Source organism: Paenibacillus albidus (genome assembly GCF_014644435.1).
GTDB classification, from domain to species: Bacteria; Bacillota; Bacilli; order Paenibacillales; family Paenibacillaceae; genus Paenibacillus_AQ; species Paenibacillus_AQ albidus.
Genome location: NZ_BMKR01000005.1, coordinates 95811 through 119725 on the forward strand (window position 1 = coordinate 95811; position 23915 = coordinate 119725).

The 23915-nt window shown below is 45.1% G+C and carries 16 protein-coding genes; 13 read left to right on the top strand and 3 right to left on the bottom strand.

The window, feature by feature from the left end; all coding sequences use genetic code 11:
• Nucleotides 1-13 precede the first annotated feature (13 nt).
• The 5 genes from IEY53_RS07015 (at nucleotide 14) to IEY53_RS07035 (ending at nucleotide 12796) form a co-directional block, all read left to right on the top strand.
• Nucleotides 14-1753, top strand: a complete 1740-nt coding sequence (locus IEY53_RS07015; protein WP_189023347.1) for a sensor histidine kinase — start codon at nucleotides 14-16, stop codon at nucleotides 1751-1753.
• Nucleotides 1750-3375, top strand: a complete 1626-nt coding sequence (locus tag IEY53_RS07020; protein WP_229696027.1) for a response regulator — start codon at nucleotides 1750-1752, stop codon at nucleotides 3373-3375. The genes IEY53_RS07015 and IEY53_RS07020 overlap by 4 nt, the downstream gene beginning before the upstream one ends.
• Before the next feature lie 85 nt (nucleotides 3376-3460).
• On the top strand, nucleotides 3461-5692 hold the full coding sequence (locus IEY53_RS07025) for an FAD-dependent oxidoreductase (protein ID WP_189023349.1): 2232 nt from the start codon (nucleotides 3461-3463) through the stop codon (nucleotides 5690-5692).
• Nucleotides 5693-5709: 17 nt separating this feature from the next.
• Nucleotides 5710-6918 carry an SGNH/GDSL hydrolase family protein gene (locus IEY53_RS07030; RefSeq protein ID WP_189023351.1) on the top strand — a complete coding sequence of 403 codons (1209 nt, stop codon included), beginning with the start codon at nucleotides 5710-5712 and terminating at the stop codon, nucleotides 6916-6918.
• Between the two features lie 310 nt (nucleotides 6919-7228).
• Nucleotides 7229-12796, top strand: a complete 5568-nt coding sequence (locus IEY53_RS07035; protein ID WP_189023352.1) for a golvesin C-terminal-like domain-containing protein — start codon at nucleotides 7229-7231, stop codon at nucleotides 12794-12796.
• 219 nt (nucleotides 12797-13015) lie between these two features.
• Here IEY53_RS07035 and IEY53_RS07040 read toward each other — a convergent pair whose 3' ends face one another.
• Nucleotides 13016-13564, bottom strand: coding sequence for a cysteine hydrolase family protein (locus IEY53_RS07040; protein WP_189023354.1), 549 nt, complete (start codon nucleotides 13562-13564; stop codon nucleotides 13016-13018).
• A 216-nt stretch (nucleotides 13565-13780) separates the two neighbouring features.
• The gene (locus IEY53_RS07045) at nucleotides 13781-14746 is read right to left on the bottom strand and encodes a LacI family DNA-binding transcriptional regulator (protein ID WP_189023356.1); all 966 of its coding nucleotides are present in this window, start codon (nucleotides 14744-14746) and stop codon (nucleotides 13781-13783) included.
• A gap of 159 nt (nucleotides 14747-14905) precedes the next feature.
• Here IEY53_RS07045 and IEY53_RS07050 point away from each other — a divergent pair, with 159 nt between their 5' ends.
• Nucleotides 14906-16246: a 6-phospho-beta-glucosidase gene (locus tag IEY53_RS07050; RefSeq protein WP_189023358.1), complete on the top strand. Its 1341-nt coding sequence runs from the start codon at nucleotides 14906-14908 to the stop codon at nucleotides 16244-16246.
• A 62-nt stretch (nucleotides 16247-16308) separates the two neighbouring features.
• On the opposite strand, the gene IEY53_RS07055 is transcribed toward IEY53_RS07050, so the two are convergent.
• Nucleotides 16309-16989, bottom strand: coding sequence for a GntR family transcriptional regulator (locus IEY53_RS07055; RefSeq protein WP_189023360.1), 681 nt, complete (start codon nucleotides 16987-16989; stop codon nucleotides 16309-16311).
• A 196-nt stretch (nucleotides 16990-17185) separates the two neighbouring features.
• Between IEY53_RS07055 and IEY53_RS07060 the strand changes: the two genes are divergently transcribed.
• The 7 genes from IEY53_RS07060 to IEY53_RS07090 all read left to right on the top strand — a co-directional run bounded on the left by IEY53_RS07060 (nucleotide 17186) and on the right by IEY53_RS07090 (nucleotide 23632).
• A complete protein-coding gene (locus IEY53_RS07060; RefSeq protein ID WP_189023362.1) occupies nucleotides 17186-17632 on the top strand; it encodes an OsmC family protein in 447 nt (148 codons plus the stop codon).
• A gap of 80 nt (nucleotides 17633-17712) precedes the next feature.
• Nucleotides 17713-18033 (top strand): thioredoxin, encoded by a 321-nt coding sequence (gene trxA / locus IEY53_RS07065; protein WP_189023364.1) that lies wholly within the window; start codon nucleotides 17713-17715, stop codon nucleotides 18031-18033.
• A 301-nt stretch (nucleotides 18034-18334) separates the two neighbouring features.
• Nucleotides 18335-20230, top strand: a complete 1896-nt coding sequence (locus IEY53_RS07070) for a beta-glucoside-specific PTS transporter subunit IIABC (RefSeq protein ID WP_189023366.1) — start codon at nucleotides 18335-18337, stop codon at nucleotides 20228-20230.
• A gap of 16 nt (nucleotides 20231-20246) precedes the next feature.
• Nucleotides 20247-21653: a glycoside hydrolase family 1 protein gene (locus IEY53_RS07075; RefSeq protein ID WP_189023368.1), complete on the top strand. Its 1407-nt coding sequence runs from the start codon at nucleotides 20247-20249 to the stop codon at nucleotides 21651-21653.
• Between the two features lie 34 nt (nucleotides 21654-21687).
• Nucleotides 21688-22536, top strand: a complete 849-nt coding sequence (locus IEY53_RS07080; protein ID WP_189023378.1) for a PRD domain-containing protein — start codon at nucleotides 21688-21690, stop codon at nucleotides 22534-22536.
• Nucleotides 22537-22794: 258 nt separating this feature from the next.
• Nucleotides 22795-23130 (top strand): thioredoxin family protein, encoded by a 336-nt coding sequence (locus IEY53_RS07085; protein WP_189023379.1) that lies wholly within the window; start codon nucleotides 22795-22797, stop codon nucleotides 23128-23130.
• Between the two features lie 91 nt (nucleotides 23131-23221).
• Complete coding sequence (locus IEY53_RS07090) at nucleotides 23222-23632, top strand: rhodanese-like domain-containing protein (protein ID WP_189023381.1); 411 nt, start codon at nucleotides 23222-23224, stop codon at nucleotides 23630-23632.
• Nucleotides 23633-23915: the final 283 nt, after the last annotated feature.

Here is a 23915-nt window from a genome sequence, read left to right on the forward strand (position 1 = left end):
AGGAAGATGATCGATGCGAAGAAGAATCAGCTTGCCTTTAAAATTATTTTTTATCGTGTTTGCTTTTGTATTAAGCTGCATAATCTTGATCAGCCAGTTGTCTTATCGCTATGTTCAAAAGGAAATAAGAACCACGGACGTGTATTACACCAACCAAATCCTTGACAAGATAGACCAGTATTTCACAGTTAATTTCTCCTCCTTCCAGACGATCCTGTTCTCGGTCGAATCATCGGTGAAAGCCAACATTGACAATACGGAAGTGATTAAAAAGCAATTAAGGGAGCTGTATGAACTTAACAGTAATTACGTCAGTAATATTTATTTGATCAAAAGCGATTTATCCATTCTAGGCGGAAGTACACCTACCCGGATATTCGATGAACCTTTAGCTGAAAGAGAACCATTGTTTGATGCGGCTGACAAGAACAGAAGGACTACCTTTGTCAGTGACCCTTACAAATCTAAATATTCCGGCTGGACCGTTACAATGGTTCGATATCTGAACGGCGCTCCGTTTCCTATAGCCATTGCGGTAGATCTGGATCTCAATGCCATTGAAGAAACCTTGTTCAAGATTAATAGAAAAGAACAAATGAATTTGGCTCTAATCACCGCATCGGGAAAAATCATTGCCGGATTTTCGGAAAATAAGGGCCCCCTGAATATTCAAGATCATACTTTTTCAATCGGTGAAACGTCAGCGGAACAAATTCTGGATACTACCGAAACAAGCCTTCAATTGCATACCAAGGAGGGGACTCAGGTCTCCCTTCTGAAAAAACCGACGGAAAAATTCAACTGGACCATCATCTCGATCAACGATGAATCACGCTTGAAAGCGGCTTTGTCCAGATTGGAAACCTATTATATCGAGCTTCTAGCTGCAGGTTTTCTCTTAAGCCTGTTCGTTTCCTTTTTTATTGCCAAATATATAAGGACTCCGCTCTATGCACTCAAAACAAAAATGAAGCGAGTGGAGCAAGGCCTCCTGACAACTACTATATCCATTAACCGAAACGATGAGTTTGGAGATCTCTCCCGGGCATTCGATCGTATGCTGCAGCAAATTGTGGAACTGATCCGGGGAGCAGAGCTTCATAATGAACTTGAACGCAAGCTGGAAATTCAAGTGCTGCAGTCTCAAATAAACCCTCATTTTCTGTATAACACGCTTGGTTCTATCAGCAATGTCATACGGCTCGGACAAATAGAGAAAGTAGATGTGGTGATCGAGTCTCTTATTTCAATCTTGGAATATGGGATAGCCGACGCTTCAGAGAAGGTCTCACTGCGTCAGGAATTGCAAAATGTATCGGACTATATCGCGATCCAGAACATCCGCTATAACCGAAACTTCCACTTGATTGAAAATATCGAAGCAGGGTTAATAGACTTTCCGGTTTTTAGAATGCTGCTTCAGCCCCTTGTAGAGAATAGTATCTTCCATGGTTATAACGGAGGGGGGATCGAAGGCCCTATTACTATTCATGCTTACAGGGAGGGCAGCATGGTCATCATAGAAGTCGTTGATCAAGGCGAGGGTATTCCAGCTGATAAAATAAAGCATATTTTAATCTCAGAACCAAGTGATGTGGAAGTGAAAAGGAAAAGAATCGGATTAAACAATATTCATGACCGGATCAGACTTCACTACGGAGAACAGTTCGGACTCCAAATCATAAGCATACCTAAGGAAATAACCCGTGTTCAGGCCTTATTCCCAGCAGGCTTGTTTAAAGGAGATGCATGATAGTGAGAGACTACACCTGCTTCATTGTTGACGATGAGGATCTAATCATTCAGAGACTGGAATTGTTTTTTCACGAGCTCTCCCTTAGGGATAGGCGATTTCATTTGGTGGGAAAAGCGAATAATGGGCTGGAGGGGATAGAGGAGATCGTAAAGCTTAAGCCGGATATCGTGATATCTGATATCGTTATGCCGCGAATGGATGGGATTTCCATGATTGAGCAGCTAAAGCCAACGCTTCCCCGTACCCAGTTCATTCTTTTGACCGCTTATTCATCCTTTGAATACGCCCAGAGAGCCATTCAAGCCAACGTATTGGAATACATTGTTAAGGTTCCGCTCAGGGAAGCGGATTTGAACCGGGCTTTGGATAAGGCAGCCGGGATTTTAAATGAGGTTAAGAAAAAAGAAGCGGAATTTCAATCGTTAAACGTATCCGTGCTTGAAAATAAATATAGAGTCCGCAAGCAATTTTTTAACGAGCTTATCAGAGGCGAAATTCCTTCTCACCGGGCATCGGATTTTGCCAACCGCATGCAGTTTCATTTCTTTCAAGCCAACTATCGCTGCTTCATTGTCGAAATGAATATGTATGAAAGTTTCCGGAACGATTATTCAGCGTCTGATCAAAACATCTTGAGATATGCGATTACGAATATAATCGAAGAAACGGTGATGAATGGTGGCAGTGGTGTAGCTGCAGATCTATCCGATAATCGTTTTATTGGCTTTCTTTCCTGGGAAAATAATCGCAGTGATCTGGAAACGGAATATGATTGCCAGGCATTAGGGGGGCAGATCGTCTCCCATTTGCACCAATATTTGAATCAAAGGGTATCCGTCGCTTTTGGAGGTCCGCACCGAGGCTGGGAATCTATCAAACAAGCTTACACGGAAGCACACAATGTGAGTGATGATTTCTATTATCATACTGAGAAAGTAGTAAAAACACCTATGCATCGCTTCCATTACCATAATGACAAAAAAGAAGAATTTCAGCAGAAGCTGGCTGATTTTCTTGCTGGGGTGAAAAGAAAGGTTTCCAAGGAAGAGCTGGAGAAAGCATTTGCTGATCTGAACCATTTTGTGACGAATTATAAAATTCATAAGTCCATCATGGCACCTATGCTTCAAGACTTGTACAGAGATATTACTGCGAAATTTAAAACGGGGAACTCGTTGGCCACGGATGCATCAGAGTTTCCCATGAAATTTATGACATTCCGGGAGCAGCTTGCCTTTATTGGCGACTTCACATTCGAATATGTACACACTGGCCAACTTTTACATCGTGTAGAAATCATGAGTGCTATGCGGTTTATAGAGAAAAACCTGAAACAGCGATTAACGCTTGAGGCGATTGCCGAGGAAGTGAATTTAGCTCCATCGTATTTTAGCAGCTTATTCAAAAAAACAATGAACGAAGGCGTTATCAGCTACATCAACCGTAAAAAAATTCAATTAGCTCTCGAACTGTTAAATGTTCAGGATTATTCTTTATTGGAATTGTGCGAGGAAGTAGGAATTGTGAATGAAGGTTATTTTTGCAAATTATTTAAAGAATATACGGGTGATACTCCTAAGCAATATCGGATAAAAATGACACGGTATGAATCCAAATAAGGTTGCAAAAAAATGTATAAATTTTTCGCGGAATCATATAAAAAAAAGGGCATCAAAAGGATTACCATGATAGAAGGATCTAATCATGGAGGTTATCAAAATGGAGCTTATTAAAGCAGATGTAACCGTCGTAGGCGGAGGTATTGCTGGGATATGCGCTGCCATTGCTGCCGCACGCCAAGGGCTGCAGGTTTCACTTATTAATGATCGGCCGGTTCTTGGGGGAAATGCGAGCAGCGAGGTCAGGGTTCATATCAACGGCTCGGCATATCTCGGAAACAGTCCATCTTATTATGCACGCGAGGGCGGATTGGTGGAAGAACTCAAGTTGAAGATTTTTCACTATAATCCGTTATACAACAAGAAGCTTATGCTTTCGCTTTCGGATACGGTCTTGTTGGATATGGTCTATGGTGAGCCTAACATTTCTCTATTTCTGAATACATGCGTGCATGAAACGGGCATGGAGAACGGCAGAATTAAATGGGTGGAGGGCCTTCAATTGGCTTCCGAAAGAAAATTTCGTTTTGAAAGCCGAACCTACATCGATTGCTCCGGAGATGGAGTTGTCGGATATCAAGCAGGTGCGCTCTTCCGATGGGGGAGAGAAGCGAAGCATGAATACAAGGAAGAATTGGCTCCTGAAGTGGCGGACCATTACACCATGGGCGATACGATCCTGTTTCAAGCCCGTGACGTAGAATATTCCGTTCCATACAAAAGGCCTGGCTTTGCGTATGATATTACGAAGTTGGCCTTTTTCGATAGTATCAGAAAAGGCCTAAACCATAGGGCTTTTCCGAGAAAAATCAACGGGCTTGGCGGATTGTGGTGGCTGGAATACGGCGGACATATGGATATTATCAAGAATAATGAAGACATCGCATTGGAGCTGCGGAAATTGGTGTACGGGATTTGGGATTATATCAAAAATAGCGGCGAATTTGATGATGTAGACAATCTCATCTTGGATTATGTATGCCCGATTCCGGGAAAGCGGGAGTCGAGGCGGTTCATAGGGGAACACATGTTGTCTCAGAACGATCTTACAGCAAAGCCGCATTTCGAAGATGCTGTATCCGTCGGAGGATGGTATATGGATTTACATGCTAATAAGGGCATCTACGATGAGGGGCCGGCTACAGCATGGAATTTCGTGCCTGGATTGTACAATATCCCTTTCCGCAGTTTATATTCACGAAATATTCCTAATCTCATGTTCGCTGGTCGCAATATAAGTGCTACCCATGTGGCTTTTGGATCTACAAGGGTAATGGCAACTTGCGGTTGTATGGGGCAGGCGGTTGGAACGGCTGCTTCGTTATGCTTGAAATATGAGGTAGACCCCGCGGCCATAGTCGAAGCTCATATGGGGGAGCTGCAGGCGCTGCTGCTTCGAGACGGGCAAACGATTGTAGGACTTCAAGAGGAATTGGATCCTTACTTCGCTGAAGGATTAACTATTCGTGCCTCGTCTCAGCGCAGCTATGACAATCTTCATCCAACCGAAGAGATTTCCATGGAGAAAGGGTTATGTTTGGTCTTGCCGATTCAGACATCCGTGGCTGAAAGCGTACGGATCAAAATTAAAAATAAGTCCGAGCATTCGGAAACTCTGCATGTGAAGCTGTTTGGCGGGGAACGGAAGGAAAACTACATTCCCACCAGTGAGTTGAAAGACTACCGCTTGGTTATTGCAGCCGGTCATGACGACTGGATTACGCTAGACTTGGGCTGCAAGAAACCGGCTGACGACAAAATCTACATCGTATTGGAAGGTACGGCGAGCCTTGCCGTATACGGCAATGATGAGAAAATGACAGGAGCGGTCAGCTTCCATTATAGGCCGGAAGAGCCGTCCAGGCTGAAGAAATTCAATAAGAGCATTTGCTTCATGGATCTGTTACCATCCCAGAATATGTATAATCCCGAGAATGTCGTCAACGGCTTCTCCAGACCTTATGGTCTGCCGAACGGCTGGATTTCTGAACGTACGGAAGGACAGGAATGGTTGGAATTCTGTTTTGCAAGCCCCAAAAATGTAGACGAAATCCATCTTGTTTTCAATTCACAGTTGGATCTGGAGCATTTCGATGATCCGATCGATTCCCTTATCCAAGATTATGCTATGACCTTAACCTTAGAAGACGGAACCGAGAGGGAAATCATAACTCGTGGGAATTATCTCACCTTGAATAAACATAAGGTGGATGCGAAAGATGTAACCCGAATCCGCTTCGATTTCTGTGCAACGTATGGTTCGCCTTATTTTGAAGTGTTTGCTGTAAAATTGTTTGCTCCTAAAATTGATAAATGAGGTCAGGTGAAGTCACGATGAAGGAATTTTTCCCTCGAAGAGGGCTGCCTAATGTAATTCAGAAGTTGGAAAATGGGGATACAGTAACAATCGTCTATTTTGGCGGCAGTAATACGCGTTCTGAAGGATACAGGGTCATGACGGCGGATTGGCTTCGAGGGCAATATCCCAAAGCGGATATCCGCTCTGTGAATGCAGGCATTAATGGGACAGGATCGGATTTGGGCTGTGCCCGTTTGGAGACAGATGTACTGCGTCATCAGCCTGATCTAGTATTTGTTGAATTTGTCGGTAACGATGGCGGAGATCCCGAATCCAAGGCGCGGATCGAAGGAATTGTCCGTCAGATCCGCAAGCGGAGCCGGTTTACCGATATCCTGTTCGTTTATACGCTGAAGGAGCGGGATCTGGCCGGATTTCAGTCTGGGGAATACCAGAAGGGGGCTCTAATGCAAGAGGAAGTGGCCGACTATTATGGTATTCCTTCGATTCATCTGGGCGTAGCGGTCAGTCACTTGGTGTCCGAGGGAAAACTCGTTTTTACCTCAAGGGAAGACGTGTCCATTCCCGGAGCCGTTATTTTTACGCATGATTCGATCCATCCGACCATTCCCGAAGGACACCAGATTTACACGGATACGATCACCCGGTCATTTGAGAAAATTAGCGAACTTCGAGATCATCTGGGAAGGTTGGAACATCACTTGCCTCAGAATCCGTTGGTCCCGGCTAATCCTTGGGAGTATGCGACCATGCTATCACTGGATAATATCACTAACTTTTCCGCAGGATGGTCTTACAAGACTCCCGATGATTTTGCTTTAGTTCGAGAGTACAATTGGTTGTTCCCCGGCCTATGGCGAGCAGTCGATCCTGGAGAAGCTATCACGGTACAGTTCGAGGGAACCCGTATCGGGTTATTCGATATCGGGGGGCCTGATTCTGGCAGATTGAAAGTGTCGGTGGATGGCGGAGAACCCTTTATTGTCGATCGATTTACACTATACAACGATCATAATCGAAATCAGTATGTATTCTTGCCGGAGCTCCCAAATGGGAAACATACGGTTCGCTTCGAAGTCGATACCGAAAAGACAGACAAAGCGGCTGTGTTTGAGGCATGCGGCAATGAACGAAGCAGTGAGCATGTCCGGCAGCATCCAGAATGGTATGATCAAACGGTGATCCAGCTTGGGAAGTTGTTATTGGTGCAGCCGCCATTATAATTGATCATTAGGCTTTGTCCAATTGGAAGACCTACATCATAACTGACTGCAGTTGAACGGTTAGTTATGATGTAGGTTTATTTTTTTACTTAAAATTTTATAAGAAATTCTTGAAATTAAAGAAATTTCACGGTTATGTGAGATGCTATGATAAAAACGGCGGAGCGGGATAGCCAGAAGGATAAGGCTAATTGCTTCTTTACGATCTTCGAACAAAGGAGGGCATTATTATTTTGAAAGCGTTATCAACTTAAGGGAGGCTGTGAGTTGTATGATAAAAAGGAAGCTGTTTTTCTTAATCGTTTTCATCGTGACGATATTAGTCCCTTTCAGCCTAGACGGAATAAGGACCGCTTATGCGGAGACCTTACCGTATAAGACGATTATCATCGATGACGGGAGCATCACGATCAATGATGTTGTGACACCTGATGCGGGTAACGAGAACAACGGATATTCGGCTCCGAATTGGACCACAAGTACAGGGGTGAAAGGGTATGATAACTCCAGTTCCAAATATACGAGTACAGCAGGCAGAACGATATCATGGAATCCACGATTGGAAGCGGGAACGGCGAGAATTTCGTTATACAAGCTTAACTGGGAAGATAAAGCGGATAGCAATGTAAAAATTGAAATCGTCCACAATGGAACGACAGATGTTCTCTTTACGGATTTGAGACCTTCATTTGGCGCTTCTGCGGGATGGGTTGATTTGGGAGAGTACTATTTTTCCGGGGTTGGTGAAGAATTCGTCAAATTGACTCGGTCTACCAGCACCACGAGCACGATACTTACGCGAGCTGATGCGGTCAAGTTCGAAGGGAATATTCAGCAAAAAGAGCCTCATAAGACAATCATCATTGATGATGGAAGCATCACGATTGATGATGTCGTCACCACTGATGTAGATAACGCGAATAACGGGTATTCCGCTCCTTATTGGACTACAAGTACGGGAGTGAAGGGATACAATAATTCCAGTTCCAAATTTACCGATGCTGTAGGAAGAAGTATCACATGGAATCCGCGATTGGAAGCAGGGACGGCGAGAATTTCGTTCAACAAGCTTGATTGGGCGGATAAAGCAGATAGTAATGTTAAAATCGAAATTGTTCACAATGGGATTACGGATGTCATGTTTATGGATCTGAGGCCCTCGTCGGGCCCATCGGTCGGATGGGTTGACTTGGGGTCCTATTATTTCAGTGGTGATGATAGCGAATTTGTCAGACTGACTCGAACGCAGCCTACGACCGGAACGATCATTACGCGGGCCGATGCGGTCAAGTTTGAAGGGAATATCCGGCAGCAAGCTCCTCCGTTGCCTCCGCTGCGTAGCCGTACATTGGCGAATCTCAGTTACACGGAAAAAGGCAGCATTGAAAACGCAAACTATAAGGCGACCTTCTTTGAAGCAGTTTGGGATGGAGGCAAATCCATCGTTCGTGATATGTTCTACAAGGACACGGATACGGGGAACTGGGTGCCTGTCAATAATGTGGCGGAAAGACTTGAAGAACAATGGGTTCTATTGGATGGGAATGCGGGGAGTCGAACCAATTACTACGATACGATGAACAAACGCTGGATTACATTCGACGAGATCGATTTCCCCGACAGCCACACGGCGATATTAACCGATTCTTCACATGGAAGCGATTATGATTTACAAGTGAACTGGTCCATGGCAGGCGACAAACCAGATGTTTCCTTCGCCTTTACACCTCGCCGGGATGGCAATTATGTGATCGGCTATCAGTCTTTCACAACAGAGCAGATCTCTGGCGTCAATGAAGTGTTAAATGGATTCAGGTCGCATGCAAAAATGGTAGGTTCGGTGGAATCAACAAGCTTAAGGGAGCTGAGCGCTCCGATGAGTCTGGTTGAAAAGAACGATGGCTTGGGGAACGCTTTTTCGTATGGCGTATTTGTACCGTCCGAAGAGCTTCCTGTCGAATTTGAACCGACGGGCGGCGTTTCCAAACAACGGCTTGGCATGAGTCTTGTCAACAACGAAGGCAGCGTGCAGCCGATCCTTTATGCTCCTCAGCTAGGAACTTATTCGCAAATGACCGCAGAAAGCACATATCAATTTCATATGGGGCTAATCGCTGAAAACAGCAGTCTATATGAGGTCTACGGGGATATTCTTCGCAGTGAATACGGTTATTCGGCATATCGGGAAAATGTCGCTGATCAGTCACTTACTGACGCGATGTTCAATATGATCGATCTGCTCAAGATAGAGCCGCAGGGGGACGACTCTGTTAATTATGTCCCATCGCCCAGCGGCTGGTGGAACCGAGCCAAGGGCTTCATTGATATTGAGAACGAGGATAGCGTTCGAACAACATCGAATGCAGTTCTTCTGGGGGCCTACTATTTGACCGGAGACGACCAGCTTTACGATACGAGGGCGCTGCCGTCCATCCAGTACGGTGTATCGCGAAATGGAATCGGTTGGTCACCGACGCAGAAGCCAGTATACGGCGTGCCGTCGTTATGGAAAATGGCAACCTTGCCGTTCGATTTTTCAAGCGTATCCGCTGTCAATCAGATGATGGGTACTTCGGCAGGAATTGGGGCGCTGGCGCAGGAAGAGTACCTTGTGCGTGATCCTGACCAGAAAGATCGGGGGCCTGTCATTCAGCCCCTTATGATGTACCGTATGACGGGGGATGCACAGTATTTACAGGCTGCCAAGGCAGCGGCCGACAGTTATATCATTCAACATATCGATACTCCTGAATCCGTGAATGTGAGTAAAAATGAGTTTATTTATTATTATAGCAAGCTGTGGATGGAGATCTTGGAGCTTTACGAGGAAACGAAGGATCCCAAATACTTGAATGCCGCGTACAAGGAAGCCAAACGGTACGCCACCATGTTCGTTGCTCGTCCGGTTCCTGAAGGCACGGTTACGATTCCGCAGCCGGAGACGTATAATTACGCGGAGTCGTTCCATTGGCCGGAAAGTGGTAAATACGATTATCCCAGGAGTAAGCTCCCTGAAGACGTAGCCGGGGGCGTACAAGCGGAAAGTTGGCTTATTTCACCCAATGGGTTGACATTTGAGGCGGGAAGTACAACTGGCTATTATCGGATGAATGCGCAGGAGGCTCCTTTCATGCTGAGATTGTCGCTCTATACAGGCGATAAACTGCTGCAGGATATCGCTCATAATGCGGTCATCGGACGATATTCCAACTATCCAGGTTATTACTATAAGGGCTTCGCCGTTAGTCAACTTGAACCAGAGTTTCCTCTGGAAGGCCCAAGCGGGGCTACATCTATCTATTATCACCATATGCCGGCGCAACTTGGGCAAACGATGGATTATCTGATCAGCGAACAATCTTTGAAATCGAATGGGAGTATTACATTTCCTTCTGTATTTGAAACTAATTTTTTATGGTTCAAATATCACCTCTATGGAAACAAACCAGGTCATTTTTACGGTAATTCCAACGTTTGGCTCTGGATGCCCAAGGGGATTATTCAGACCAACCATCCTCAATTGAACTGGATAACGGGAGAGAGCGGGAATAAATTCTACATCGGGTTAAGCAACGAATCGTCAGCTGAAGTTCAGACTCCGATCGAATTGAATGCGCAAATCATTGGGTTCAACCCGGCACAAGATTATACCGTAACCATCATCCGCGACAATGGCACACCAGAGCAAGCGGTTATGAGTGGCGGAATCATTCAAGCCAAGGTTTCAAGCAAGGGAATAACCGCTATCATTGTAGAAGGACTCAACATTGATGTGCCGCTGCACCAGGTCAGAACTGCTGATACATCGGATGCAAGTTATTTCTTCGATATCCACAGTCCAATAGATGCGGTTAAAGGCATGCTGATCGTCAAGCCCGACGAAACGGCCTACGATGCTTATGTGCAGGCAAAAACGACGAAACCAGCGACGATCCATTATTCCTTGGATGGCGGGGCTACGTATACGACCATTCCAGATACGATATATCCGATGGAATGGTCGATACGGGTAAACGATTTATCCCAAACCTTCACTTATTATGTGGAATCGGACGGGAAACAGACCCGCAAGCGGACACTCTATCTGCCTGATCAGGTAACGGTAACTCCAGTTCAACCGGATTGGCAGGATGGTTCATCTATCATTGTGGATAATACGGAGGCGGAGACAGAAGGCGTCTGGATACGGGATACAACGGCTAACGACTATTACTATGATAACTATGTGTATGCCAAATCGACTGCAGGCACAGCGACAAGCAGAATTGTATGGCGGCCTGAGCTGCCGGTAAGTGTTACTTACAGTGTGTATTACAAGCTTCCGCAAATAACCGCTACCAGTGAAAATTGGGCAACGAATGCCTCATTTACTGTTTATTATAGCGGTGGCTCCGAGACGGTTACCGTTGATGAGACAACGGCTAATGGGGCTTGGGTGCACCTGGGTGATTATCCTTTTGCAGCAGGCGATAGCGGGTACGTGGAATTAACCAATAAGGCCAATAAGTCACGAATAGTTGCCGATGCGATGATGTGGGTGGACCCGAACAAGATGCCGCAATTGGAGTCTGCGGTGATCCTGTCGGATCGGGACGAACTGCAAATGACTCAAACCGCACAACTAAGCGTAACCGGCTATTTGGATAACGGTCTGATTGGTGATCTATCACAGGCAAATGTGCAGTATTTCGTTGATCGAACCGATCTGGCAGAAGTGGACAGTAGCGGTTTGTTGACTCTTCTAAGTCTGGACGGGGAAACGGATCACATTGAGGTATGGGCCACTGTAACGATTGACGGGGTGACCTTAACTACACCGCCTTTGACAATAACGATCAGGGACTTAACGGTTATTGTCGACAGCACGAATACGACCGGGTTATACACGACAGAAGGATCTTGGAGCCAAAGCAATTTAGCCGGATACAAAATTGGGGTTAAGTCCCGTTACTCTACCGTTCAAGGATCATCAGCGACGTGGAAAGGCCAGTTTCCAGAGGGGAAATATACGGTCTCCATCTACAAGCTCGTCCATACGACGGCAAACGATAATTATGTCAAAGTGGAAGTGAAGCATCAGTCGGTTACCGAGGTCACGTATATCGATGCAACCGTCGGCTCGTCGGGTTGGGTTAATCTAGGGACGTTCGACTTTACTGGAGACGGCAGCGAGTATGTTCGTTTAACCAGGGTTACTCCGACAACGGTAGATCCGCCAACTCTACCTGCCGATATGATCTATACGAGGGCTGATGCAGTCAAGTTCGAACGGCATTCCGTTAGTCCGGCGTTGCTTGCAAATGGGGTGCCAGGTAAACCGACACTTTCGAATAATAGCGGTGTTGCGACAGGCTTAAATGATGGCAATTATGAGGTTACGATGAATATGTGGTGGGGAAACAATGGCTCACTGTATAAGTTGTACGAGAATGGCCAATTGATCCAAACGAAGTCACTGGCCGATGTTTCGCCAGCTGCCCAGACTTCTATTATTCCTATTCAAGGAAAGCCGAATGGAACCTATGTGTATACATGTGAGTTATCGAATTTGTATGGAAAGACTTCATGCGATCCACACACCGTCACCGTGGCTGAGGCGAATCCCGGCAAACCTGTGTTGTCCAGTGACAACTGGGATCAAGATGGGAACTATAACATTACTGCTAATATGTGGTGGGGCACGAACGCAGCACAGTATCGATTATATGAAAATGGCGAACTTATTGAAACGCAATCTTTATCTTCACAAACACCAAGTGCTCAATCGGCCATTACACAAATTTCAGGGAAATCTCCTGGCATTTATCAATATCGCGGTGAGTTTATGAATGGAAGTGGAACAACGGAAAGTGATATTATACAAATTATTGTAAAATAATCCTATGAGCTGAGTGGATGAGAATGATCCATTCGGCTTTTTTCTTGGAATTTAGTATTGAACTATGCAAAATGCTTGTAAACTTGTATGCTACGCTACCAATAGGTTGATGCGGTACAAAATTAGCATGTCATATGTCATTTATAAGTAAAAAGGGGAGTTTGTTTTGAACAAACTCCCCTTTTTACTATATTATTTGTTTTGAAGATTGTATTCAGTTTATTGTTGCAGGAAATCCTCAGTCGAAGTAACAGTGCAGTACATGCTTTGAAGTGCACTGACAAACGCATTATGAACCTGTTCGGCTGGCACGACCTTATCTTGATATGCCAAGTCTCTTGTCGCACATGCATCTTCAATAAGTGTAGTATCATAACCAAGATCCACTGCAGCTCTAACTGTGGCATCGATGCACATATGCGTCATCATACCTACAATCACTACCTTGGTTACTCCGTTTTCTTTTAATTTGTTTTCTAATTCAGTCTTCAAAAAACTGTTGGGAAAATTTTTCAAGATAATGTCTTCGTGATCTAATGGCAGAACAGAATCATTTATTTTAACTCCCTCCGTATCCGGAAGAAAGAATCCTAACGCTGGATTACTTGCGATATGCTGGACATGGAAGATATTGTCCTTGTTATTCTCTCTAAACCATTCAAGAATTTTAGCAGCATTTACGGCTGCTTTTTCAGGATTGCTTAATTCCATCTTCCCATTTGGAAAATATTCATTTTGAATATCAACCAAGATTAAAGCTGTACCCATTTCTCCACCTCATTTATATTTTTTTGATTACAAATACAATGATAAATCATTTCTGGATCACAATCGATAATTTGAAGAAACAATATTGCGTAAAACCTTTTCATGATGAAAAAATAAATATGAAATTTGATAATATTGATTTTCAGATCCTTCGATACTTGCCGAAAGTACACGAATTCAATGGGGTATCAATGGATCTCTTTCTGCTATTCAGCTTCATGTGGATTTCCGCTCGATCAGTTCAAATTCCAGAGTATGAACTTCGGGAGCAGGCTGACCCAGCATATCCAGAATGATATAAAAGGCGTTCTCAGCCTGTTTGTTTGCGGGATAGTGGATTGTTGTCAGATCGAGCAGATGAGCCAACTCAGTGTTGTCGAATCCCAGTATGCCGACGTCACCCGGAGCGGAGAATCCGGCACGCCGAAGTTCTGTGAGGAGTCCGGCAGCTACATTATCATTCGAACAAGCGATAGCGTCCGGTCTGTCATTCTGTCCGATCCACCACCTTGCCACCTCTTCTCCGTCATATATGGTGAGTTTATCGTGGAAATCCGGGAAGCTGTTGGCTTTCAATTGATACTTGTCTGCAAAATCGTGATAAGATCTGACCCGTTCAGGCGTATTTAATCCCTTTGAAGAGAATACGTTTGCGATCCTGCGGTATCCTTTGGCGTACAGATATTCAAGCCCCAGCGTATAGCCCTTATAATGGTCCATGAAGACTGAGGGGATGGTATCACTCACAAGCCTCTGCCAGGTTACAATCGGACCGTATTTGGTATAAGATTCGATGACCTTCCATTCGTTGGTTCGAAATAGACAAATCAAGGCATCGAGCTGCTTGCTGCGCAGCATTTCAAGTGCGATAAGTTCCTGCTGGCGGTCCCCGTTCGTAATAAACAGCATTACATTGAATCCATGCTTATTTGCGCTGGTGTTAAAAGCTTGGATGAATGATGTGGACAAGGTCGTATAAGTTCCGGTTAGAACTCCAATAATCCGTGTCATTCCTTCTTTAAGGGACTTTGCGTTGGAATTGGGTACATAATCGAGTCGTTCAATGATTTTGAGTATTTCTTTACGCTTGGCTTCATTTACATATGGATGTTGATTGATGACACGCGAGACCGTAGTTGTGGACACGCCGGCAAGGCGCGCGATTTCCTGAATATTGGTCATGGATTCTCACCTCTAGCCTAAAGCATAGCATATTTAAGCTCCATTCAAACCTCATTTTGCGACCTTTTTTAATCCAGTAAAAGAGAGCTTGACCTGTAATGCATTCCATAAAATAAAGTGAAGGTGTAGAAAAAAAGAGTCATACAGGAGGCGTTCTCTTTGAAAAAAGGATTGAAGATTGTGACGATCGGCGGCGGTTCCAGCTATACACCAGAATTAATTGAAGGTTTTATCAAGCGGCACCTTGAGCTTCCGGTCCGCGAACTGTGGCTTGTGGACATAGAGGTGGGTAAAGAAAAGCTTGAAATCGTAGGTGCCATGGCGAAGCGGATGATAAAAGCAGCAGGGATTGAATGTGACATTCATTTGACATTTGATCGCAGACAGGCGCTTGCGGATGCGGACTTTGTGACAACCCAATTCCGGGTAGGGCTGCTGGATGCACGCATTAAAGATGAGACTATACCACTTCGTCACGGTATGATCGGACAGGAAACAAACGGAGCGGGCGGTATGCTGAAGGCGTTTCGGACCATTCCGGTCGTCCTTGAGATTGTGGAGGATATGAAAGAGCTGTGTCCGGAGGCTTGGCTGATCAATTTCACGAATCCGGCAGGTATGGTTACGGAGGCTGTGCTCCGGTACGGGCAGTGGGAGAAAGTGATCGGTTTATGCAACGTTCCGATCATCGCGGTCAAGAACGAAGCAGCCGTAGCGGATACGGCAGAAGAGGAGCTCTTCTTCAAATTTGCAGGCATTAACCATCTTCATTGGCATAAAGTGTATGACCGGAACGGTAAGGAGCTTACCGCCGAAATTATTGATAAATTGTACGGGCCGGATGCCAAACCGGAGAAATTGGTTGAGAACATCAAAGAAATGCGGTTTCTGTCCGAACAGATCGCCCAGTTGGATATGCTGCCTTGTCCTTATCACCGATATTATTATATGACCGACAGTATGTTGAAAGAGGAGCTTGAAGAGGCTAAGGAAGAAGGTACCCGCGGTCAGGTCGTCAAGCGTCTGGAGGAGAGTCTGTTTGAGCTGTATAAAGATCCGAATCTCGACTACAAGCCCAAGGAGCTAGAGAAACGCGGAGGGGCTTATTACAGCGATGCGGCCTGTGAGATCATCAATTCGATTTACAACAATAAAGGGACAAGAATGGTAGTGAATACCCGGAACCGGGGGACGATCAGCGATCTTCCTTACGAAAGCGCTATTGAAGTAACGAGCATTATTACAGCCCATGGCGCAGAGCCGGTTCACTTTGGAGCGTTCCCTCCAGCCCAGCGCGGGCTGCTGCAGGTAATGAAAGCCATGGAGGAACTGACAGTCGAAGCTGCTGTTACGGGGGATTATGCAACCGCCCTGCAAGCATTTACTCTGAATCCACTGGTGACGAGCGGCGATGCGGCGAAGGCTGTACTGGATGAATTGCTGGAAGCCCACCGCGAATACCTTCCACAATTTAATAAGGGAGAGGAAATTAAAATATAGATGAAAAAGCCGGTCAGCAGACCGGCTTTTTCATTGTCGTGGAGGAGCATGAGACAGGCAGCTTAAGGCTGTCTGATCATATTAAGCAGCAATGATACGTCGCCCGTGGAACCGACCGAAATAAGTGTCTTTTTGGCTTCGTCAACGAATACTCTCAATTTTTCAGCCAAATCGCTTCTCGTAACTATCACGTCCGCATTGTGTATAGCCTGTTTCAAATCCTCGTCTGGAAGCGAAGTTACATCGATCGTTTGAATCTCGGCAGAGGTTAATCTTCGGATCTCATCCAGATAAAAGATGCAGGAGCTCATCTTACATTCAATGAACAGATAACGCTGCTTCCGTTTTTGGCGCTGGCCAAACAATTGCACATAAGCAAATCCGGACAGCAGCAGGTCATCGATTACAAAATTTGATTCGTGAGCCTCATCAATCATTTGCTCCACAAAAGAAAAATGAGGATGGTTGGCTTTGAAACGGGTGATTTCTTCTTCTCCGGCAACTTGCGTTCCCCGACCCTTCTGCATCAGAAGAAGTCCGTCTTCTTTCAATTGGGTATACACGCTTTGAATGGTATTGCGGTTAATCGATAGCTGTTCAGCCAACTGATTGGTGGAGGGAAGTGTATCACCCGGATTTAGCAGACCTTTCCCTATAAGCCATTTGATTTGTTCTTTGAGCTGTATATGAATAGGCAAGGGGAAATCGGCATCGATATTAAAGAGCAAGCCTGAAGCTTCCATCTTGAACGACCTGCTTTCTTGGTGGGTTGTCTATTAATTTAGATATGTACAGCTTAATGAAGTAGCGGATAAAAATCAAGCATTCATACCCAGTTACAGTCTGACAGGGGTAGCTTGACACATAATATAAAACAGGATATCATTTAATTATAAATGACTAATTAACTAGTTAACTACAATAAAGGAGAGGTAAAACATGGATCAGTCAAAAACAACCTTGAAAATGGAATGGAACGGGAATAAAAGCGGAAGCGGGACAGTCGAAGCTGGATATCTCAAAACAGAAATTGCAATGCCTCAATCCTTCGGCGGCACTGGTGAAGGTACCGAGCCCAAGGAGTTGCTGGTCACTTCCGCCGCAACCTGCTTTCTGATGACGCTAGTAGGCACGCTGGAGGCGAGAAGCCTCGCTGTAGATAGCCTGAAGATGCATTCGGAAGCAAGTGTCTCCAAAGAAGAGGGATTCAAGATCACCCACTACCCGGCAATTGTGCTCCCTGCCGGTGCAACTGAGGAACAGATACAATCCGCCGACCGGACCCTAGCAGCGGCCGACCGGAACTGCGACGTTGGGAATATGCTTAAAAAAGCCGGAGTTCAAATCGACATCAGCGGTGATGTCTCAGTGTCAAAGATCGGATAAGAGTGCACAACGTAGATTATTAAGGCGAGTGGAGAAATCATTGAATTATATTAAAGAACATTTTGAGGGAGGACATTCATTTGAGTGCAACAGCTTTGACAAGAGATACGTTTCAAGATCATATTCAATCAGGAGTTTCTTTAATTGATTTTTGGGCACCTTGGTGTGGTCCATGCCAGGTTCAGCTTCCTATTGTTGAGGAATTGGCGGATGAGTTAAAGGGGAAAGCCAACATTGCTAAAGTAAACGTCGATGAGGAGCAGGAATTGGCTGCGCAATTTAGCGTGCGCAGCATCCCAACCTTACTGCTGTTTAAAGACGGCAAACTGATTGATCAAATGGTTGGTGTGAATTCGAAGGATTCACTTAAAAATAAAATTCTGAATGCTGCAGGAAAATAACGCCTAAATACAAAAAAACTATATATTAAAAAGGAACCACTCAGCTGGTTCCTTTTTTACAATCAGGCGTTCAAGGAACCCGGAAGACCGAGTCAGGAGAAGCTCATTCAAATAATTACTGTTGCATATCGTAAATGGACATGATAATATAAATCCAATCAAATAGAGCGGACATGTCACTGGTAATGCAGGCAGGATCCATGAAGATTAACAATTTCCCTATGGGAGTTGTGTAATCTTTTGGGTTCTGCCTTTTTTGTTCGTTCTTTTTTTTAAAAAAGTATCCAAAGGGGGATTTAAGATGGATCATAAAGGGATGGCATCCGCAATCCTGAAGAATGTAGGCGGGGCAGAGAACGTCGTTCATCTGGGTCATTGTGCTACCAGACTTCGCTTCACACTGGCAAATGAAGACAAGCCCAATATGGAAGCGCTTAAAGGGGTGCCCGGCGTACTGAGCGTTGTGAAGGGCTCACAGTTCCAGGTTGTTGTGGGTAACCAAGTAATCGAAGTTTACGACGAACTGCTTAAGCTAGGGGGATTTGACAGTCAAAGTGGAAGCGCTGCAGAAAAGGGGGGGAATAAGGGGGATAAAAGCAAAAAAAAGATCGGCCCCGTCATCCTGGATTTCCTGGTTAGTGTATTCCAGCCGCTGATTCCTGCTATGGCCGGAGCTGGAATCTTGAAATCTTTACTGTTGCTGCTGGCTACATTGAATCTGGTCGACAAGACTGGACAAACGTACCTGATCCTAACCTTCATAAGCAGTTCGGTCTTCTATTTCCTTCCGATTCTGGTTGCTCTTACTGTGGCAACAAAGATGAAGGTGAATCATATCGTGGCCGCGGCTGCCATGAGCGTTCTGCTGTTCCCGGATATGACCAAGTTAATGAGCGAAGGAGCAAACTTTCTGTCATTCTCCATCACAAACGTTAACTATACGTCACAAGTATTTCCTTCCATTTTGGGTGTGCTTTTCTACGCCTGTATGGAAAAAATGTTCACCAGGATCTCGCCGAAGCCCATTCGCGTATTCTTCATCCCGATGATGGCGTTGCTGTTCACCGTTCCTGTGACTCTCTTGATCTTGGGACCTGTAGGCTTTACACTGGGGACCTATCTGACAACTGCCGTTTTGTTCATATTTAATCAATTTGGCTGGGTAGCCGTAGGACTCCTGGCAGCCATCTTGCCATTTATGATAGCAACCGGAATGCATAAAGCCATGACTCCTTACGTTGTTAACTCGGTTACTTCGACCGGCAAAGAATTCCTCATGCTGCCCGCTCTGCTGGCGCACAATATGGCCGAAAGTGCCGCTTGTTTCGCGGTCGCGATCCGAACGAAGAACTCGGGGCTTCGGGCGCTGGCCATTTCTTCGGGAATCTCTGCCATATTCGGAATCTCGGAACCTGCGCTTTACGGAATTACTCTGCAGAAGAAGCGTGTATTGATCAGCATTGTCATTTCCTGTTTTGTAGGCGGCGCGACGCTGGGATTGTTTAGTGTAGCCGGTTCGACGGTCGTCAGCCCGAGTCTGGCGAGTATCTCAATGTTTATCAATCCGGACAACGGAAGAAACTTCATGTACGCTATCAGCGGTCTGTTCGTCTCCTATGTACTGTCGTTCGTCCTCACGCTCATTCTGTGGAAAGAAGAGATAGAAAAGTCCGGCGAACGGCCGGGTAAAAACGTACAACAGACAGCGGATACATCCGGTTTAGATGTTGTGGTGGGCGAAGGGATCGGTTTGAAGCAGCCGGTACCCGGCACGGTAATTCCCCTCTCAGAAGTGAAAGACGAAGTGTTTTCGTCAAAAGCCATGGGAGACGGAATTGCGGTTGTACCTTCAAAAGGAGAATTGTACGCGCCAGCGGACGGCACAATCCAGATCGTATATCGTACCCAGCATGCGCTGGCAATGTTAGTCGGCGGTGGAGTAGAGCTGCTGTTTCATATCGGGATCGACACCGTCAAGCTTCGCGGTCAACACTTCGAAACGCTGGTGAAGGCCGGAGACGAAGTCAAGGCCGGGGACCTGCTAATGAGATTTAATGTAGAAGGCATTATTGAAGCGGGATACGATCCGGTTGCCATCACGATAGTTACGAATAAAGATCAGTATGTGGTGACAAAAGCGGATGCGGAGCAGATAGAGCGAGGGACTTTGATGCTCGTCACTCCTGTTATCAATTAAACGGAGGCGAAGAAGAATGAGTCAGGCATTTCCAGAACACTTCTTGTGGGGAGGAGCGACGGCGGCGAATCAATGCGAAGGGGGCTATAACGAAGACGGCAAGGGTTTGAGCACGGCAGACATCATGACGGCGGGCAGCCACGATGTGCAGAGGGAGATTACCAAGGAAGTTATCAAGGGCAGATACTATCCGAGTCATCTTGCAATCGACCATTACCACCGGTTCGAGGAAGATATCGCCCTTTTTGCGGAAATGGGATTTAAATGTTACCGGATGTCGATTAACTGGACTCGTATCTTCCCACAAGGCGATGAGAAAGAACCGAACGAAGCAGGATTGCGGTACTACGATAAGGTGTTCGAAGCCTGCCAGAAGCACGGGATCGAGCCTCTGGTTACCCTTTCTCACTTCGAAACGCCACTCGGTCTGTTGAAATACGGGTCTTGGACGGATCGTCGGGTCGTCGATTTTTACCTGAATTATAGTGAAGTCATGTTTAAACGGTATAAAGGAAAAGTGAAGTATTGGATTACTTTCAATGAAATTAATGTCATGTCTACTAAGTCATGGATGGCTGGAGGCATTGATTCTGATGACGAGCAGGTAAGAATGACAGCGGCCTATCACCAGTTTTTGGCCAGTGCCAAGGCTGTGCAGATGGCCCATCAAATCGATCCTGAAAATAAGGTAGGCATGATGTACGCAGGGCACTTCTCTTATCCGAACAGCTGCGATCCTGAAGATGTACAGGCGAACGACGACTTTATGCACAAGATGTTATTTTACTGCGACGTTCAGTGCCGGGGCTATTATCCCGCTTACAAATTAAAGGAATTCGAGCGCGAAGGAATAGTGCTCCCTACTCAAGATGGTGATACCGAAGAGTTGGTGAGAGGGAAAGTCGACTTTCTCTCTTACAGCTACTACCTGACACATGTCGTAGGCAAGGAAACCGATCTCGTGATGAAGGGATTGAACGGAGTGAAGACCGGCTATAATAATCCCTATCTTCCGACGACCGAATGGGGGTGGACAATCAACCCGATGGGACTTCGTTACTCCCTAAATCTATTGTATGATCGCTACCAGATTCCGCTAATGATTGTCGAGAACGGCATGGGGGCAGTTGACCGTTTGGAAGAAGATGGTACGGTGCACGACGACTATCGGATCAATTACTTGAGAGAACATATTCAAGAAATGAAGAAAGCGATCAACGTGGACGGTGTGCCGGTCTTAGGGTATACGATGTGGTCTCCGGTTGATATCATTTCCGCAAGTACGGGTGAAATGAAGAAAAGGTACGGGTTGATCTACGTCGACGTCGATGACCAAGGGGAAGGCACCTATAAACGCGTACGGAAAGACTCTTTTTACTGGTATAAAAAGGTCATCTTATCAAATGGGGAGTACTTAGAGTAGCCAGGACATAGTTTTTCATAAGAAGGTGGGAACAATGCTTAAGCTTAAAAAAGCGTTGAATTCGAGTGTGATATTGGTAGAGGATCAGAACGGAAAAGAATTTATATTGTTCGGTAAGGGAATTGGCTATGGGAAAAAAGCAGGAACGTTCGTTGAAGAAGACCAGGCTCACCAGATTTTCATTCCCGTTGAGCATAATAAAGTCAAAGAGCTGCTTGGTGTACTGGATACCATTCCTCCTGTAATTGTCGAACTGACTCAGCAAATCGTCGGGCATGCTGAGGTGCAGTTGAAAACGAAACTAAGTACGAGTATATATTTCACGCTGATGGACCATTTGAATTTCGCCGTGGAACGAACACGGAAAGGGATTAATATTACCAATAAAGTGTATTGGGAAATCAAGAATTATTACCCGAATGAATTTCAAATTGGCATGTACGCTCTAAAATTGGTAAATGAAAAACTTGAAGTTGAGTTCCCGGTCGAAGAAGCCGCCAACATCGCTTTCCACCTGATCAATGCGCAAAGTGACCAGTCGGATTCCGGGAACGGCATGAGGTATGCCAAGATGATTGGAAGCATCGTGAATTTGGTGCGCTACAATTTTCATATCGATCTGGATTCGGACAATATTCATTACTCAAGATTCATCACACACGTCAAATTTTTCGTCGAACGATTCTACTCGGACCAGATGCTTAACGACAGCGACAACGCCTTGTTCGAGCAGATTGCAGGTCTTTATCCGCAGGTTATGCTCGGCGCCTTGAAGATCAAGGAGTACATTGAACAGGTGTACGGCAAAACAATTCCGAACGAGGAACTGGCGTACCTTGCTGTTCATATCCAAAGATTGACGAGATACAATCTGATTGAATAGAAAAATCAATTGTTAAACTACAGAATTAGTTAATAAGAGATTAATCGGCGACCTGCTCCTCAGAGTATTTTACTGGGATGGGTCGCCAATTTTTGGATTGGAGACGATTCGTCTAGGTTGACAAATGGTATGCAACAGGATACTATTTAGACATGATTGACTAATTAACTAGTTAACTGTTATCGAGGGGGCGTAGATCATGGATCATTCCAAAATAAAGAAGAATGACTTCAATACGCAGACCGGAGCTGCGACGCTATGAAAGAAGTATATGAACTGACTGCGATTCGGGAAATCGAGGATTTTCTTCAACAACATGAGCTGAGCTTCTTATATATATCCAAGCCCGATTGCAGCACCTGCCATGCTTTACTGCCCAAACTCAAAGAGCTTTTGTCCCATTATCCACTTATCCGTTTAGGGCATATCGATGCCAGCACAGTCGAAGAGGTTGCGGGGAAATTTCTGATCCTGAGCGCCCCGGTGATGCTCTTGATTATCGAACAGAAAGAGTATTTGAGGGAAGACCGTTTTGTCCGGTTTGAGGAATTAAAACGGAAATTAGATCAGCTTTACGAAGCATACACTCAATAAAGCACTAATCTAAAGCTGGCACTCATTCATATGGAGCCGGCTTCGTTTCATGGTGATATGTTAATAAACTAAAATAAGAAAGGAATACCATATGACAATGGTATATATTTTAACCGGACTGTTTGGTTTGTGGTTATTAATCCAATTGTGGCCTCTGCGAGCACTTACTTTTATCAGAAGTGAAGAGTGGGATCCATTCCGTAAACGCTGGGAAAATGTGAAAATTCTGGATGTTAGAGATGCAAGTGAATATTCGATTCGACATATTCCGGGCTCGATAAATATATCCATTGGCAGATTACCGTTCCTGTGGAGCAAAAATCTTGCACCGAATGATGAAGTGATTATATTTTCCAGCAGTTGGGTTCAGGGAAAGAAAGCTGCACGAATTTTGGCGCGTCGCGGATTCCAGGATTTGTATGCCGTTAGAAGCTGTTATCTCACAATGACTATTGGTGATATCTCGAACAATAACGATTACAGATCCGGTTACTGCAAATAAAAAGCAAGCTGTAGCTTCTTCAATAAGTGTCGTTTCGAATCCTAGCTCCACTGTAGCTCTGACTGTGGCATCAATACACAATTTGAGTCATCATACCTACAAGATAAACTTGGTCACTCCATTTTCTCTTAATTTGTTTTCTAACGCGGTCTTGAAAAAGCTGTTAGTTTGGCAGAAAGAAGCGACACTGCATCAGAAGCAATATGCTGGACATGATAAATATTGTCTTTATTATTCTGTCTAAACCATTGAAGAACTTTAGCGCGTTAGTTGCTGCTTCTAC

Excerpts from the sequence above, each read along its gene's own strand:
- IEY53_RS07025 (WP_189023349.1), top strand. The coding sequence starts at position 3,461 with ATGGAGGTTATCAAAATGGAGCTTATTAAAGCAGATGTAACCGTCGTA.
- IEY53_RS07085 (WP_189023379.1), top strand. The coding sequence starts at position 22,795 with ATGAAAGAAGTATATGAACTGACTGCGATTCGGGAAATCGAGGATTTT.
- IEY53_RS07030 (WP_189023351.1), top strand. The coding sequence starts at position 5,710 with ATGAAGGAATTTTTCCCTCGAAGAGGGCTGCCTAATGTAATTCAGAAG.
- IEY53_RS07070 (WP_189023366.1), top strand. The coding sequence starts at position 18,335 with ATGGATCATAAAGGGATGGCATCCGCAATCCTGAAGAATGTAGGCGGG.
- IEY53_RS07080 (WP_189023378.1), top strand. The coding sequence starts at position 21,688 with ATGCTTAAGCTTAAAAAAGCGTTGAATTCGAGTGTGATATTGGTAGAG.
- IEY53_RS07075 (WP_189023368.1), top strand. The coding sequence starts at position 20,247 with ATGAGTCAGGCATTTCCAGAACACTTCTTGTGGGGAGGAGCGACGGCG.
- IEY53_RS07090 (WP_189023381.1), top strand. The coding sequence starts at position 23,222 with ATGACAATGGTATATATTTTAACCGGACTGTTTGGTTTGTGGTTATTA.
- IEY53_RS07060 (WP_189023362.1), top strand. The coding sequence starts at position 17,186 with ATGGATCAGTCAAAAACAACCTTGAAAATGGAATGGAACGGGAATAAA.
- IEY53_RS07040 (WP_189023354.1), bottom strand. The coding sequence starts at position 13,564 with ATGGGTACAGCTTTAATCTTGGTTGATATTCAAAATGAATATTTTCCA.
- IEY53_RS07055 (WP_189023360.1), bottom strand. The coding sequence starts at position 16,989 with ATGGAAGCTTCAGGCTTGCTCTTTAATATCGATGCCGATTTCCCCTTG.
- IEY53_RS07020 (WP_229696027.1), top strand. The coding sequence starts at position 1,750 with ATGATAGTGAGAGACTACACCTGCTTCATTGTTGACGATGAGGATCTA.
- IEY53_RS07015 (WP_189023347.1), top strand. The coding sequence starts at position 14 with ATGCGAAGAAGAATCAGCTTGCCTTTAAAATTATTTTTTATCGTGTTT.
- IEY53_RS07045 (WP_189023356.1), bottom strand. The coding sequence starts at position 14,746 with ATGACCAATATTCAGGAAATCGCGCGCCTTGCCGGCGTGTCCACAACT.